9 protein-coding genes are annotated in these 16240 nt (G+C 71.7%); 4 read left to right on the forward strand and 5 right to left on the reverse strand.

Annotated features, from left to right (window positions below):
- Positions 1 to 41: 41 nt before the first annotated feature.
- Both ACZ4M8_RS05185 and galE read left to right on the forward strand, forming a co-directional pair.
- The gene (locus tag ACZ4M8_RS05185) at positions 42 to 1685 is read left to right on the forward strand and encodes a glycosyltransferase (RefSeq protein WP_467603486.1); all 1644 of its coding nucleotides are present in this window, start codon (positions 42 to 44) and stop codon (positions 1683 to 1685) included.
- A gap of 41 nt (positions 1686 to 1726) precedes the next feature.
- A complete protein-coding gene (gene galE, locus ACZ4M8_RS05190) occupies positions 1727 to 2713 on the forward strand; it encodes a UDP-glucose 4-epimerase GalE (RefSeq protein ID WP_467603378.1) in 987 nt (328 codons plus the stop codon).
- Between the two features lie 63 nt (positions 2714 to 2776).
- On the opposite strand, the gene ACZ4M8_RS05195 is transcribed toward galE, so the two are convergent.
- The 3 genes from ACZ4M8_RS05195 to ACZ4M8_RS05205 form a co-directional block, all read right to left on the reverse strand.
- Entirely contained in the window at positions 2777 to 3925 is a 1149-nt protein-coding gene (locus tag ACZ4M8_RS05195; RefSeq protein ID WP_467603379.1) for a glycosyltransferase, read from the reverse strand.
- The gene (locus ACZ4M8_RS05200; protein WP_467603381.1) at positions 3922 to 6804 is read right to left on the reverse strand and encodes a bifunctional glycosyltransferase/CDP-glycerol:glycerophosphate glycerophosphotransferase; all 2883 of its coding nucleotides are present in this window, start codon (positions 6802 to 6804) and stop codon (positions 3922 to 3924) included. The genes ACZ4M8_RS05195 and ACZ4M8_RS05200 overlap by 4 nt, the downstream gene beginning before the upstream one ends.
- A gap of 407 nt (positions 6805 to 7211) precedes the next feature.
- On the reverse strand, positions 7212 to 7850 hold the full coding sequence (locus tag ACZ4M8_RS05205) for a TetR/AcrR family transcriptional regulator (protein ID WP_467603382.1): 639 nt from the start codon (positions 7848 to 7850) through the stop codon (positions 7212 to 7214).
- 274 nt (positions 7851 to 8124) lie between these two features.
- Between ACZ4M8_RS05205 and ACZ4M8_RS05210 the strand changes: the two genes are divergently transcribed.
- On the forward strand, positions 8125 to 9063 hold the full coding sequence (locus tag ACZ4M8_RS05210) for an ABC transporter permease (RefSeq protein ID WP_467603383.1): 939 nt from the start codon (positions 8125 to 8127) through the stop codon (positions 9061 to 9063).
- A complete protein-coding gene (locus ACZ4M8_RS05215; RefSeq protein WP_467603385.1) occupies positions 9056 to 9907 on the forward strand; it encodes an ABC transporter ATP-binding protein in 852 nt (283 codons plus the stop codon). The genes ACZ4M8_RS05210 and ACZ4M8_RS05215 overlap by 8 nt, the downstream gene beginning before the upstream one ends.
- Positions 9908 to 10029: 122 nt before the next feature.
- Here the strand turns inward: ACZ4M8_RS05215 and ACZ4M8_RS05220 are convergent, their stop codons facing one another.
- Positions 10030 to 15045, reverse strand: coding sequence for an NAD-glutamate dehydrogenase (locus tag ACZ4M8_RS05220; RefSeq protein WP_467603386.1), 5016 nt, complete (start codon positions 15043 to 15045; stop codon positions 10030 to 10032).
- 476 nt (positions 15046 to 15521) lie between these two features.
- A complete protein-coding gene (locus tag ACZ4M8_RS05225; RefSeq protein WP_467603387.1) occupies positions 15522 to 16184 on the reverse strand; it encodes an HAD family hydrolase in 663 nt (220 codons plus the stop codon).
- Positions 16185 to 16240: the final 56 nt, after the last annotated feature.

Below are 16240 nucleotides of genomic sequence, written 5' to 3' on the forward strand. Positions count from 1 at the left end.
GCAAAGAGATGCCGTCGACACGGAATGTAGATGTAGTGACTGTGAAAGAAGCCCTAGAGCCATCGCCGGGGCCCATCCTCACTCCGGCCGCGCAGATCAGCATCATCGTCATCGCCTTCAACGACGTCACCCACGTCGCCGAGGCGGTGCGTTCCGCGCTGGCCCAGGAGGCGGACGGCTCGGCCGTCGAGGTGATCGCGGTGGACGACGCCTCCACCGACGGCACCGGCGCCGCGCTGGACGCCCTGGCCGGCGAGCACCCGCGGCTGCGGGTGCTGCACCGCGCCGAGAACAGCGGCGGCTGCGGCACCCCCCGCAACGACGGGCTGCGCGCCGCCACCGGCCGCTTCGTGATGTTCCTGGACAGCGACGACGTGCTGCCGCCGGGCGCCGCCCCGGCGCTGCTGCGCGCCGCCCTCGCCGAGGACGCGCCGGTCGCGTCCGGCGCCTGCGTCCGCCGGGAGCTGCCGGCCCGCCGCGACGTGCCCTGGCAGCCGGCGCTCTACCGCGACCGCGCCGTGCACACCGCGCCGGGCGCCAGCCCCCAGCTGGTGCGCGACACCCTGTGCGTCAACAAGCTCTACGACCGGGCGTTCCTGGCCGAACACGCCATCGCCTTCCCCGAGGGCCGCTTCACCTACGAGGACTTCGTCTTCACCGCCCGGGTCCTGGCCGCCGCGCCGCGGCTGGTGACGATCCCCGACAGCGTCTACATCTGGCACGTCCGCCGCGCCGCCGCCCGCCAGTCGATCTCCCTGGACCGCAAGGCCGTCAGCAACTGGCAGGCACGCATCGAGGCGCACCGCGACAGCGTGGCGATCCTGCGCGACTCCGGCCGCGCGGAGCTGGCGCGGGCCGCGCGGACCAAGTTCCTCGACCACGACCTGCGGATGTACCTGCGCGAACTGCACACCCGCGACACCGCCTACCGCGCCGAGTGGTGGCGGCTGACCCGCGCCTATCTGGACGGTTTCGACGAGGCCGAGCTGCTGGCCGCCCGCGCGCCCGCCCGCTGGCTGGCCCGGGTGGTGCTGGCGTCGCCCGAGCCGCCCGCCGACCTGAACCGGCTGACGCAGCTGGCCGCCCGGCCCGGCCGGCTGCTGCCGCCGTACGCCCGGGACGGTGCCGGACGGCCGGTCTGGTCGCCCGAGCTGCCGCAGGTCGAACTGGACGCGCTGGACTCCAAGCCCACCCACCGGCTGCCGGTGACCATCGACGCGGAGCCGGTCATCGGCCGCCGCGGGACGCTCCGGCTGCGGGTGCACGACATGTACGGACGGCTCGCCGAAGCCGGTCCGGTCTCCGTCGACATCGAGTGGCGGCGGCGCGCCGACGACCGGCGCGGCCCGGTGCAGACCGCCGCGCTGACGCCGGGGCCCGCGGAGACCTGGACCGCCGAGGTGGCCATGGACCTCGCGGCCCTCGCCGACCACGGACCGGCCCCCGACGGCGGTCCGGTGGCCTGGGACCTGATGACGCGGGTGCAGTGCGCCGACGGCACCGGCTTCCGCGCCTCGCTGCGGGCGACCGGCCCGGGGCTGCGCCGCCGGGTGCTGCCCAGCCGCCGCCACGCCGTGCTGCTGGTCCAGCCGTACGCGACGACCGGCGGGGCGCTGGCGGTACGGCTCGCGGCCGGGGTGCGCAGCGTGTGGCGGATCGCGGCGGCCCGGCTGCGCCGCCGCTGAACTCCCCCGGACTTCCCCACCTCCAACCCTAGGATTGGCGCATGACTTACTTGATCACGGGCGGTGCCGGCTACATCGGCTCCCACGTCGTACGGGCCCTGCGGCAGTCCGCCGAGGCGCCGCGGGTGGTCGTCCTGGACGACCTGACGACGGGCGTCGCCGCCCGGCTGCCCGAGGACGTGCCGCTGATCGTCGGCTCGACCCTGGACCGGGCGCTGCTGGATCGCACCCTCGCCGAGCACGGGGTGACGGACGTGGTGCACCTCGCCGCGAAGAAGCAGGTCGGCGAGTCGGTGGAGATGCCGCTGCACTACTACCGGGAGAACGTCCACGGGCTCCAGACGCTGCTGGAGGCGATGGCCGCCGGCGGCGTGGGCCGCCTGGTGTTCTCCTCGTCCGCCGCGGTGTACGGCATGCCGGACGTCGACCTCGTCACCGAGGACACCCCGTGCGTGCCGATCAATCCGTACGGCGAGACGAAGCTCGTCGGGGAGTGGATGGTCCGCGCGGCGGGCAAGGCGCACGGCATCAGCACCGCCTGCCTGCGGTACTTCAACGTCGCGGGCGCGGCCACCCCGGAGCTGGCCGACACCGGTGTCTTCAACATCGTGCCGATGGTCTTCGAGAAGCTCACCGAGGGCGCCGCGCCGCGGATCTTCGGCGACGACTACGACACCCCGGACGGCACCTGCATCCGCGACTACATCCATGTCGCGGACCTCGCCGACGCGCATGTGGTGGCCGCGCACAAGCTCGCCGAGCGCGGTCCGGTGCGGGATCTGACGCTCAACATCGGCCGCGGCCAGGGCGTGTCGGTGCGCGAGATGGTCGACCTGATCACGGAGCTGACCGGGCACACCGGGGTCACCGCCGAGGTCACCCCGCGACGCCCCGGCGACCCGGCGCGCGTCGTCGCCTCCGCCGACAGGACCGCCGCCGAGCTGGGCTGGAAGGCGCACCACGACGTCCGCGAGATGATCACGTCGGCGTGGGCCGGATGGCAGCACCATCACCCCGAGGCGCGCTGAGGCACACACGGAAAGGCGCCCCGCACCGGGCTTTCCGGTGCGGGGCGCCGTCGTCGTACCGGGTCAGCGCTCCAGGAAGGCGAAGAGGTCTTCCCAGCGCCGGGTGATCCGGTCGGTGGAGTAGCGCCGGACGTTCTCCCGGGCGGTGGTGCCGAGCCGGTCGCGCAGTTCCTGGTCGGTCAGGAGACTCTCCAGGTGGGCGGCGAGTTCGTTGATGTTGCCGGGGCGGGCCAGCAGCCCGTCCTCGCCGTCGCTGACGATCTCGTGGACGCCGGGCGCGCAGTCGAACGCCACACACGGCACCGCCGCGGCCATCGCCTCCATCAGCGACAGCGGGAAGCCCTCGGCGCGGGAGGACTGGGCGAAGACGGAGGCGCCGCGCAGCGCCTCCGGCACGTCGTCGGTGCGGCCCATGAACTCCACCGACCGCTCCAGGCCCAGCGCCTCACGCTGTTTGAGCAGCAGTTCCTCGTCCTCACCCGAGCCGTAGATGCGCAGCAGCCAGTCCGGGTGGCGGGGGGCGAGCAGGGCCCAGGTGTCGAGGAGCAGGTCGACGCCCTTCTCGTCGGAGAGCCGCCCGATACTGGCGACGACCTTCTCCGTACGGGCCGAGGGGACGTCCGGCATGACGGGCAGCGGGTTCGGCATGAAGTCGGCGTTGTCCATGCCGGCGCGGATCCACTGGTCGGCGTCCTCGCGGGTGAGGGCGAGGAGCCGGTCGACGCCGGCGTAGTACCGCTTGACGCGGGCGAAGCGGGAGGAGGCCCGGCAGGCGGCGAACGACTCGTGGGTCATGCCGATCACCGGCATCCCGGCGGTGTCGGCGAGCGTCACCCACTCCATGGCCCACACCTGCGCGCAGATGACGATGCCGCCGGGCCGGGCGGTGGCGAAGCGGGCGGAGAGCCGGTCGGCCGCCTCCCGCATCCCCGCGTCCCGGGCGGCGCGGCGGCGCCGCTCGGCGAGGTTGAGACGGCCCTTGACGCCGCGCGCCGAGGCGACCTTCGGCGGGTGCTCGGTGTAGAGGGTCTCGGTGGGGTAGGGCAGGTCGCCGAGGACGGCGCGGTGCTCCGCCGGGGCCGGGACGATGCCGATGACGTGCGGCCGGTGGCCGCGCTCGGCGAAGAGCCGGGCCATCTGGTGGGTCCAGGTGGTCACCCCGCCCAGCTCATCGGTGCTGTTGCAGACGAAGTAGATGTCGCGGCCGGTCACTTGGCGTCTCCTTCGCGCTCCGCGGCGGCGAAGAACCGGTCGACGACGCGGCGGGCCGCGTCCCCCCGGTCGTACTCGCCGTAGGTGGCGGTGAACCGATGCCGCGCCTCGCGGTGTTCGGCGTCCGCGGACTTGAGGTGGTCGAGGGCGTCGAAGAGCGCGTCCTCGGTCTCGACGAACGGGCCGGGTGCGGTGGCCTTGAGGTCGAAGTAGGTGCCGCGGGCCTCGGTGGCGTACTCGTCGTAGTCGTACGCGTAGAAGACCATCGGCCGGTCGAGGAGGGCGTAGTCGAACATCACCGAGGAGTAGTCGGTGATCAGGGCGTCGGACAGCTCCATCAGCGGGGTGATGTCGTGGTGGCCGGTGACGTCGATGACGGTGCCGCGGACGGACGGCGGCAGGACGACATGGTTGAGGTAGTGCGAGCGGATCAGCAGCACGTACCGGTCGCCGAAGCGGGCGGCGAACTCGTCGACGTCGAAGGGCAGCTCGAAGCCCTTGACCTTGCCGTCCGGGGCGGCGCGGAAGGTCGGGGCGTAGAGCAGGACCGTCTTGTCGGCGGGGATGCCCAGTTCCTCGGCGAGCGGGCCGCGGACGCGGGAGCCGGAGCTCTCCTCGGCGCGGCGGGCGGCGACCAGGGCGTCGTTGCGCGGGTAGCCGGTGCGCAGCAGCACCTCGGGGCGGAGCCGGAAGGCGCGGGCGAGGGTGCGCTCGTCGTGCTCGGAGCGGAGCAGGAAGTGGTCGAAGCGGTCGAGGACCTGCTGGTAGGCGTCCTTCGCGGCGCGCGCCTGGAGCCGCAGCCGGGGCTCGTCGAAGCCCATCCGCTTGAGCGCCGAGCCGTGCCAGGTCTGGATGTACGTGGTCTCGGGGCGCTTGGTGAGCTTGAGCGGGAAGCCCTGGTTGTCGATCCAGAACTCCGCCTGGGCCAGCGCCCGCAGGTACGGCCAGCTCCAGCGCTTGACGAGGGTGGCGTCCTCGGGGAAGCCGTCGGGCTTCTTCCCGGCGTAGCTCCACACCGCCTCGAACGCGATGCCCTGGCGGCGCATCTCCTCGTAGATCGCGCGGGGGCTGTCGCTGTACTGCTTGCCGAGGTGGCTCTCGAAGACGACGAGGCCCTTGCGGACCGGCAGCTTGCACAGCGCCTCGTGGTAGACGCGGAGCTTGGTCTCACCGGAGGAGAGGTCCCGCTTGGCCTTGCGGGCCTTGCGGATACCGGTCTTGGCGAGGGCGGCGGCGGGGCTGCGCAGCGCCTCGCCGAGCAGCTTCTGGGTGGAGCGGGTGGCGCGGCTCTCGGCGCGCAGCACGAAGGTGAGGTGGCCGCGCTTGGAGGGGGCGGGCTCGATGCGGTCGGAGACCAGGCGGGTCAGCCGGGGGCGGACACGCAGCGCGTGCGCGGTGTCGAGATCGACGCCGCCGACGGTCAGCCGGGTGCGGGTGATCTCGCCGTCGGCGTCGAGGATCAGCCGGACGTCCCAGACCGCGTCGATCACGCCGAGCGGACGCAGCCGCCGGGCGAGGTCCAGCTCCGCGTCCCAGAGGATCTGGTCGCCGTCGAGCCGCAGGCTGCGCAGCGGGAAGGAGAAGGTCTGCAGGCTGCGGCGGCGGGCCTTCAGCTCGATCCGGCCGCGCAGCGGGGTGGCGGGGGTCAGCGCGCCGAGCGGGTTGACGACGGAGCCGGACAGCTCGACGGTGCCGAGTCCGTCGTCGGCGTAGCCGGTGAGCTGGTTGCGGAGGAAGAGCTTGCCGATCGGGCGGGTGTGGTACCCGGCGTCGGTGACGTCGAGGACGCGGCGGCCCTCGGGGTCGTCGAGGTGGCGGTCGCTCCAGTAGACGCGGCCGTCGCGCTCGGTGAGCGGGGTGGAGAGCTTGTCGCGGTTGATGAGGGTGTCGACCGCGGGCATCAGCGCCGCCCAGTCCTCCTTGGCGAGGAGGTAGGCGCAGATGGCCTGTATCGGCTGCACGCGCTCGTACGCCTCGGGGGCGATCCCGGCGAGATAGCCGTTGGCCATTTCGGCGAATTCGCGGCGGTAGCCCTCGTCGAGCAGCGGCAGGTCCCGCAGGTGCAGGACGAGGTCGTGCTTGAGGAATTTGACGTCCTTGTGGAACTTCAGGTCGTCCAGGCCCTCGGCGGCGAGGAGTTCGTCGACGCGCCGGTGGATTTCCATGCGGTGTGCGAAGTTCGCGATTTCATGGCGCCGGTTGCTGATCGATTTCGTGGCCGCCTTCTCGAAGACGTTCCAGAAATAGACGTGGTTGGGGATCAGCGTGATACGGCGGGCGGCGACATAGGCCTGCGCGGAGAAGAGCAGGTCCTCGTAGTGGATACCGACGGGGAATTCCAGTCCGGCCTCGCGGAGGAATTCGCGGCGGTAGCACTTGTTGGTCGACAGCGTGTCGAAGACCAGCAGGTCGGGGAGTTCGGAGATCGATTCGAGGGTGCGGGTGCGGGCGTAGAGCCACGGGTACCACTCGACGGTCTTCTTGGTGCGGGTGTCGGCGTGGACCCGTACGCACATACCGGAGACGAGGTCGGCGCCGGTGCGCTCGGCGGCGTCGAGCATGTTGCGGCAGGCGTTGGGCTCCAGGACGTCGTCGCTGTCGAGGAACATCACGTACGTGCCGCGGGCGTGCGCGACGCCGTGGTTGCGCGGGGCGCCGCAGCCGCCGCTGTTCTGCGGCAGTTGGAGCGCGCGGACCTTGCCGGGGTGCGCCGCGGCCAGCTCCTGGGCGACGGCGAACGATCTGTCCGTGCTGCAATCGTCGACGATGACCACTTCGACACCGTGCAGCGTCTGGTCCACGGCGGACCGGACGGCGGTCGGCAGTCGTTCTGCGTCGTTGTAGACGATCACGACTACGGAGACGTCAGGCACGGGCACCCCTATCCTCTGTTTCCTTTTCCGGACGAGCCATCAAAACTACCGCGCCGGGCCGCTCACGCCGTGGCACGGCGGACGGGCAACGGCGGTGATTCCTGCGGTTATTCGTACGCCTGGCCACCCGTCCGTGGCACGGTCCCCCGCGGGGATCATCCGTCGATGACACGCCCGGCGGGCGGGCGCACGGCGCTCCGGACGCCCGGCGCCTTTCCTGTGTAGAGGCACCGGGCCCCCGCACGGTTCCGCCGCCCGCCGTGAGGTGGCCCACGCGCACAGCGGGGCGTACGGGCATCTTCGCCGCTGACGGGGACGAACCGGCCGGGGCCGCCCCGGGACGCACCGGGCGCGGGCCCCGCCGCCCGGCCGGCCCGCCCGGCGCGACCACCACGACCGCCGCACCCGGGCCGTTACCGCCCCGCACCGAGGGCCCCCGTGACCGCGTCCGCCAGGTCGTCCAGGTAGCCGTCCGGCAGGTCGTCGCGGGCGACCACCAGCCGCCAGTACAGCGGGCCGGTCAGCAGGTCCAGCGCCAGCCGGCCGTCGGCGCCGGCGGGCAGTTCACCGCGGTCGACCGCGCGGGCCACCATCGCCGCCGCCATGCCCTCCTGACTGTCGTGGAGCGCGGTCTTCAGCGCACCGGCCAGCTCCGGGCTGCGGGCCGCCTCGGCCAGCAGGTCCGGGATGATCTGCGAGGCCATCGGGTGGCGCAGGGCCCGCGCGGCGACCTCCAGCAGCATCCGGACGTCGCCGCGGAGGGTGCCGGTGTCGGGGGTCGGCAGCCCCTCGGCGGCCAGTGCGGAGACCACGTCGAGGACCAGGTGGAGCTTGGAGCGCCAGCGCCGGTAGACGGCCGTCTTGCCGACCCCGGCGCGCCGCGCGATGCCCTCGATGGACATCCGGGCGAATCCCACCGCGGCCAGCTCCGCGAAGACCGCGGCCCGGATCGCGGCGGTCTTGTCCTCCCGCAGCACGGCGGCGCCGGCCGGGGCCCGGCGTGCCGTGGCGGACGTGTTGCCGCTGCCGTTGTCGCTGCCGTTCTTTGCCATGGCTTGAGCATAGCGTCACGACGCTACGGTTGCGTCTCGACGTCGCCTCGTCCTAGTCTCGCTCCGACGTCACGACGAAACGGTCCCGTTCCGACGTAGCCGCCGCGGCCCGCCGTACGCCGACCCCGTACGGCACCCGGCCTCCGGTCCGGACCTCCCGTCTCCCCCGACCCACCCGCCGTCCGCCCCGCGCCTCCCGCGCGCCGGACCCCGTCGCCCCGCCGGTGCGCACCGGACCCGTTCCGCGCCCGACGGCCCGTACGAAAGCGGCCCCATGCCCCAGACCCTCGCTCCCCCCGCGCCGGCCGGACCGGACTCCGTCCGGCTCCCCGGTCCCGGCGCCGCGCCCGATCCGCACCTGCGGGAACTGGCCGCGCGCCACGGCCTGTCGCCCAGCGGCGCCCGCCCGGCCCTGCCGGAGTACACCCGCAGACTCTGGGCGCGGCGCCACTTCATCACCGCCTTCGCCACCGCCCGGCTCACCGCGCTCTACACCACCGCGCGGCTGGGCCAGCTCTGGCAGGTGATGACACCGCTGTTCAACGCCGGGGTCTACTACCTGATCTTCGGCATGCTGCTCCACACCGACCGCGGCATCCCGGACTTCATCCCGTTCCTGTGCACCGGGATCTTCGTCTTCACCTTCACCCAGTCCACCGTGCTCGCCGGGACCCGCGCGGTCTCCGGCAGCCTCGGGCTGGTCCGCGCGCTGCACTTCCCGCGTGCCTGCCTGCCGCTCGCGTACACCCTGATCCAGCTCCAGCAGCTGCTCTTCTCCATGGGTGTGCTCGCCGCCATCGTGCTGCTCTGCGGGGTGCCGCCGACCTGGCACTGGCTGCTGATGATCCCCGCGCTGCTGCTCCAGTCCGTCTTCAACGCCGGACTCGCGATGATCATGGCCAGGATCGGCGCCCGCACCACCGACACCGCCCAGCTCATGCCGTTCATCCTGCGCACCTGGATGTACGTCTCGGGCGTCTTCTACAACCTCGCGGTCTTCACCCGGCACGCCCCGGCGCTCATCGCCGCGGCGCTGAACGCCAACCCCGCGCTGATCTACATCGATCTGATGCGGTACGCCCTGATCGACTCCGTCCGCGCCTCCGCGCTGCCCGCCCACGTCTGGCCGATGGCCCTGGGCTGGGCGCTGCTCTCCGGCGCCGTCGGCTATGTCTTCTTCTGGAAGGCGGAGGAGGAGTACGGCCGTGGCTGACACCACCACGTACGCGGAAACCACCGGAGCCACCGCGGCGGACGGCGCCGCACCGGCACCCGGCGCACTCGACGTACCCGGCGCCCCCGGCGACCGCGTCCCCACCGTCATCGCCGACGGCGTCCACATCGTCTACAAGGTCCACGGCGCCGGCAGCGGCCGCGGCAACGCCGTCTCCGCGCTGCGCCGCATCGTCCGCCGGACCACCACCGCCGGGACCCGCGAGGTGCACGCCGTCCGCGGTGTCACCTTCACCGCCCACAAGGGCGAGGCGATCGGCCTCATCGGCTCCAACGGCTCCGGCAAGTCCACGCTGCTGCGGGCCATCGCCGGACTGCTGCCACCCGCCGCCGGACGCGTCTACACCGACGGCCAGCCCTCCCTGCTCGGCGTCAACGCGGCCATGATGAACGACCTGACCGGCGAGAAGAACGTCCTCCTCGGCGGCCTCGCCATGGGCATGAGCCGCGAGGAGGTCCGCGCCCGCTACCAGGACATCGTCGATTTCTCCGGCATCAACGAGAAGGGCGACTTCATCTCCCTGCCGATGCGGACGTACTCCTCCGGTATGGCCGCCCGGCTGCGGTTCTCCATCGCCGCCGCCAAGAACCACGACGTGCTGATGATCGACGAGGCGCTGGCCACCGGCGACCGCGCCTTCCAGAAGCGCTCCGAGGCCCGCATCCGCGAACTGCGCGAGGAAGCCGGCACCGTCTTCCTCGTCAGCCACAACAACAAGTCGATCCGCGACACCTGCGACCGCGTCCTCTGGCTGGAGAAGGGCGAACTCGTCATGGACGGCCCGACGGAGGAGGTCGTCTCGGCGTACGAGGCGCACAAGTAGCCCCCGGACGCGGAGGGTGGCGTGAGCCCGTACCCGCCCCGGAAACGGGCGACGGCCCCGGAGCGTGGTGCTCCGGGGCCGTCGCCGTGCGGGCGGACAGGGCCCGCCGCGTCAGCCGGTGATCAGCTGTGCGTCCGCATCAGGGTGCGCATCGTCCGCATCGCGACGGAGAGGTTCGCCAGGTCGAAGCCCTCCGAACCGTGGATCTCCTCCAGGGTCGCGCGGGCACGGCCCAGGATCGCGGCGTTCTTCTCCTCCCACACCGAGAACCGCTGCTCCGGCGTGGCGGAGGCGTCGCCCTCCGCCAGCACGTCCGAGGTGAGCGCGGCGTGCGCGGCGAACAGGTCCTCACGGATCGAGGCGCGCGCCATCGACTGCCAGCGGTCGTCGCGCGGCAGCTCCAGGATGCGGTCGAGGAGCTGGTTGATCCGCAGCCGGTCGGCCAGGTCGTAGTAGACCTCGGCGACGGCCAGCGGCTCCTTGCCGGTGCGGTCCGCGACGGCGACGATGTCCAGCGCCGGGAAGACCGACGAGAAGCCGGACACCTGCACGGCCAGCGCCTCCGGGACGCCCGCCTCGGTCAGCTCCGCGAGGTTGGACTCGTACCACTCGCGGGCGCCGCCCTGGAGCAGCTTCGGCAGCTGCTCCCAGACCGCGGCGACCCGGTCACGGAAGAAGTCGATGGTCTCCGACAGCGCCAGCGGCTGCGGGCGGTTGTTGAGCAGCCAGCGGGTGCCGCGCTCGACGAGCCGCCGGCTGTGCAGCCGGATCCGGGTCTGGACGGCGGCCGCGACGCGGTTGTCCAGCGCCTCGACGTCGTCCCACACCTGGCCCAGCCGGAAGATCGCCCGCGCCGCGGTGTGCGCCCGCACGACCTCTTCCAGCGAGGCGCCGGTCTCCTCCCGCATCCGGTGCAGGAAGCTCGTACCACCGGTGTTGACGGTGTCGTTGACCATCACCGTGGTGACGATCTCGCGGCGCAGCGCGTGACCCGCGATCTGCTCGGCGAACTTCTCGTGCAGCGCGGACGGGAAGTACGCGTTCAGCAGGTGCTGGAGGTACGGGTCGTCCGGCAGCTCCGTGCGGATCAGCGCGTCGGCCACCGTGATCTTGGTGTACGCGAGGAGGACCGCGGTCTCCGGCTGGGTCAGACCCCGGCCGGCGCTCAGCCGCTCGCGGATCTGCCGGTCGGTGGGCAGGAACTCCAGCGCCCGGTCGAGGTGACCGTCGCGCACCAGGCGGCGCAGGAAGCGCTGCTGGGCGTGGATCATGGCGCCGGACTGCGCCTGGGCCAGCGCCAGCGCGGTGTTCTGCGCGTAGTTGTTGCGCAGCACCAGCGCGCCGACCTCGTCGGTCATCGCGGCGAGCAGCTTGTTGCGCTGCTTGACCGTCATGTCGCCGTCCGCGACCAGGGCGTTGAGCAGGATCTTGATGTTCACCTCGTGGTCGGAGGTGTCCACACCGGCACTGTTGTCGATCGCGTCGGTGTTGATCTTCCCGCCGTTGGTGGCGAACTCGATCCGGCCCAGCTGCGTCAGACCGAGGTTGCCGCCCTCGCCGACGACCTTGGCGCGCAGCTCGTCGCCGTTGACGCGGATCGCGTCGTTCGACTTGTCGCCGACATCGGCGTTCGACTCGGCCGACGACTTCACGTACGTGCCGATGCCGCCGTTCCACACCAGGTCGACCGGCGCCTTGAGGATGGCCTTCATCAGCTCGGCGGGCGTCATCTTCTTGATGCCGGCCTCCAGCCCGAGCGCCGCGCGGATCTGCGCGTTGATCGGGATGGACTTCGCCGTCCGCGGGTGGATGCCGCCGCCCTGCGACAGCAGCTCGGTGTTGTAGTCCGCCCACGACGACCGCGGCAGCTCGAACAGGCGGCGGCGCTCGGCGTACGAGGTGGCCGCGTCCGGCTTCGGGTCGATGAAGATGTGCCGGTGGTCGAAGGCGGCGACCAGGCGGATGTGCTCGCTGAGCAGCATGCCGTTGCCGAACACGTCACCGGACATGTCACCGACGCCGACGGCGGTGAAGTCCTGCGTCTGGGTGTCGTGGCCCAGCTCCCGGAAGTGGCGCTTGACCGACTCCCAGGCACCGCGGGCGGTGATGCCCATGCCCTTGTGGTCGTAGCCCGCGCTGCCGCCGGAGGCGAAGGCGTCACCCAGCCAGTAGCCGTACGACTCGGCGACCTCGTTGGCGATGTCGGAGAAGGTCGCGGTGCCCTTGTCGGCGGCGACCACCAGGTAGGTGTCGTCGCCGTCGTGCCGGACGACGTTCTGCGGGTGTACGACCTCGCCGCCGACGAGGTTGTCGGTGATGTCGAGCAGACCGGAGATGAAGGTGCGGTAGCAGGCGATGCCCTCGGCGAGCCAGGCGTCCCGGCCCTGCGCCGGGTCCGGCAGCTGCTTGCCGACGAACCCGCCCTTGGAGCCGACCGGCACGATGACGGTGTTCTTCACCATCTGCGCCTTGACCAGGCCGAGGATCTCCGTACGGAAGTCCTCCCGCCGGTCCGACCAGCGCAGACCACCGCGCGCCACCTTGCCGAAGCGCAGGTGCACACCCTCGACCTTCGGCGAGTACACCCAGATCTCGAACGCCGGGCGGGGTGCCGGGAGGTCCGGGATGGCCTGCGGGTCCAGCTTCATCGAGAGGTACGCGTGCGGGCGGCCCTCGGCGTCGCGCTGATAGTGGTTGGTGCGCAGCGTCGCCTTGATGACGGTGAGGAACGAGCGCAGGATGCGGTCCTCGTCCAACGAGGCGACCTGGTCGAGCGCGCCGTCCAGCTCCTCCAGCAGACCGTCGATCAGCTCCGTGCCGGCGCTCTGCCGCTCCGGCGACATCCGCGCCTCGAAGAGCGAGACCAGCAGCCGGGTGGTGTGGACGTTGTTGGCGAGCGTGTCCTCCATGTACGTCTGGCTGAAGGTCGAACCGGCCTGCCGCAGGTACTTCGCGTAGGCCCGCAGCACCATCGCCTGACGCCAGTCGAGACCGGCGCGGAGCACCAGCTCGTTGAAGCCGTCGCTCTCGGCGGCGCCGGTCCACACGGCGGTGAAGGCGTCCTGGAACCGCTCGCGGGCGTCGTCGCCGTTGACCTTCTCCGGCATCCGCAGCCCGAAGTCGTAGACCCAGGCCAGCGTGGAGTCGGAGCAGGGCAGCTCGTACGGGCGCTCGTCGACGACCTCGACGCCCAGGCGGTTCAGGCCCGGCAGCACCTTGGAGAGCGAGACCGGCTCACCGGTGCGGTAGATCTTGAAGCGGCGCTCGTTGGGCGCGGCACCGACCGGCTGGTAGAGGCTGACCGCGAAGTCCTTGCCCGGGTCGGCGGCGAGCTTCTCCAGGTGCTGGATGTCGGCGACCGCGCTGCGCGGGGAGTTGTCGGCCTTGTAGCCCTCGGGGAAGGCGTGGCCGTAGCGGCGCAGCAGCTCGGCGGCGCGCTCCTCACCGACCTCGGCGGTCAGCGCCTCGGCGAAGCCGTCGGCCCACGAGCGGGCGGCCTCCACCAGACGCGCCTCCAGGCGGTCCACATCGGAGTCGGTCAGGTCCGGCAGCGTCGCACCGGGCGCGACGCGGACGACGAAGTGCAGCCGGGAGAGGATCGACTCGGTGTTCCAGGCGGTGAAGTCGACGCTGGTGCCGCCCAGCTCCTCCTTGAGGATGTCGATCAGCCGCAGCCGGACACCGGTGGTGTAGCGGTCGCGCGGGAGGTAGACCAGCGCGGAGTAGTAGCGGCCGTACTCGTCCTGCCGCAGGTAGAGCCGCAGCCGGCGGCGCTCCTGGAGGTAGAGGACGCTGGTGGCGATGGAACGCAGCTGGTCGACGGGGGTCTGGAACAGCTCGTCGCGCGGGTACGTCTCCAGGATCTGGAGCAGGTCACGGCCGTCGTGGCTGTTCGGCGAGAAGCCGGCGCCCTCCAGGACCTCGGCGACCTTCCGGCGGATCACCGGCACCCGGCGCACCGACTCGGTGTACGCCGCCGACGAGAACAGGCCGAGGAAACGGCGCTCACCGATGACGTTGCCGTCCTTGTCGAACCGCTTGACGCCGACGTAGTCGAGGTAGGACGGGCGGTGGACGGTGGCGCGGCTGTTGGCCTTGGTCAAGATGAGCAGCTTGTGCTCACGGGCCTTGGCGCGGGCGTCGGCGGGCAGCCGGTTGAAGGACGGCGAGACGGGGTGACCGTCGTCCTCGGCGTGCACGGGGTCGGCGCGCAGGATGCCGAGACCGGTGCCGGGCACGGCGGAGAGCACGTCCTCCTCGGCGCCGCCCTCACCGGGCGCGGTGATCAGCTCGTACTCGCGGTAGCCGAGGAAGGTGAAGTGGTCGTCGGCGAGCCAGCGCAGCAGCTCGCGGGCCTCGTCGATCTCCTGGTCGCGCAGGTCGTCGGCGGTCGGCTCGGACGGCAGCTCATCGGCCATCCGCAGCGCGGCGCCGCGCATCTTCTCCCAGTCCTCGACGGCCTCGCGGACGTCGGAGAGCACCCGGAGGAGGTCCGCGGTGATCTGCTTGAGGTCCTCGCGGTCGGTCTCGCGGTCCATCTCGACGTGGATCCACGACTCGGTGACCGCGTCGTGCGGCAGCCCGGCCTTGGCGCCGGTCTTCGCGGCGGCGGCCTTGGCCTTGGTGGTCCGGCCCTTGCCCTTGGTCGTGGGCTCGGCGGCGGCGGTGCCGTTCGCCTCGCCCGGGTCGAGGACCTCCAGGAGCTTGCCGGTGACGTCACGGCGGACGGTGACCTGCGGGTGGATCACCAGGTGGATGCCGCGGCCCTGGCGGGACAGCTCGTTGGTGACCGAGTCGACGAGGAAGGGCATGTCGTCGGTGACGACCTCGACGACGGAGTGGCTGGAGGTCCAGCCGTTCTCCTCGACGGTCGGGGTGTGCACCCGGACGTTGGCGGTGCCCTGCGGGCGCTTCTCGGCGAGACGGAAGTGCGAGATCGCGGCGCCGAGCACGTCCACCGGGTCACGGTCCGCGAGGTCCTCGACGGCGGTGTGCAGGTAGTAACGCTGGAGATAGCCCGCGAGGGTCTCCTTGTCGAGACCTCTCACCGGCTGCTTGCTCCCGGCCGGGCTGCTTTCAACGACCCGAGCCGCCCGCTCAAGCAGCTCGGTCCTGGCTTCATCCAGCTTGTTCTGCATGTCCTCTGGCTCCTGTCGCGCGCCGTTGCGTGACGTCGTGGAAGAACTCCGTGGATGCTGCACAACGCCGCGGTGACGCGGGGTGTCCTGTCGCTGCCGACGCTATGCCGCGCTGAGAGAGGGCCGGGGCGTATGCGCAGTCTTTTGACGGAGTCGTCACACGCTCGTGGCCGCAAAGACCAGCGGCCGCCCGGTCACGTACGTGTCCCGGGCGCACGGCGGGGACCTCGATGCCCCCGCGGGTTATCGCGCTGATCACGCTGCAAGGCTATCGCTCTTCGCTTCGGTGCCGTCATCGGCCTTTCACGTCCAAATCTCTCCCCCGAACTTAGCCCTTCCGGACAACGCCCTCCCGGCGCCTTTATGCCAGGTGTATCCGTGCGGTCCCGAGTCGTTACGGGGCGGTCATTTCCGGACGGAAAGCGGCTGGGCGCGGTGGGAACTCCGCACGCGCCACCGCACGTCACCGCACCGGCTCACGCCGTGAGATTTCCGGCCACCTCAACCGCCTCGGCGAGAGTGTCGACGACCGGGACGCCCGCCGCCCGGAGCCGCTCGCGGCTGTGCGAGCCACCGGTGTAGAGCACCGCCAGAGCCCCCGCGTGCCGGGCCGCCACCGCGTCGTCCACCGCGTCCCCGATCACGACCGTACGGCCCGGATCCACGGACTCCAGCGCCGCGAGATGGCGCACCATGTGCTCGCTCTTACCGCCGCCGGTGGGCCCCGTACGGCCGTCCACCCGCAGGAAGTGCGGCTCGATGCCGAAGCCCCGGACCAGCGGTATCAGCTCGTCGTGGCCGAACATGCTGAGGATCGACTGGCTGCCGCCCGCCGCGCACCACCCGGCCAGCAACTCGTCCGCGCCGTCGGTCAGACCGCAGCGCGCCCGCCGGTCGGTGTAGTGGCGGTGGAACGTCTCGTCCATCACCAGCCACTCGGCGTCCGTCGGCATCCGCCCCATCAGATGCTCGTAGAAGAGCGGCACGGGCACGCGGTACAGCGCGCGGTAGCGCTCCAGGGTGAGGGGCGCCAGGCCGATCTCGGCGAACGCCGCGTTGGTCGCGCCGAGCACGGCGTCGATGTCGTGGAACAGCGTGCCGTTCCAGTCCCACACGAGATGCGTGGCGTACTCACCCATACCTGCCCCCTGTCCGCTCACCGCCCTGCGCCGGGCACACGAAAAACCGTACCCGG

The sequence above is a fragment of the Streptomyces sp. NPDC027185 genome (genome assembly GCF_055567035.1).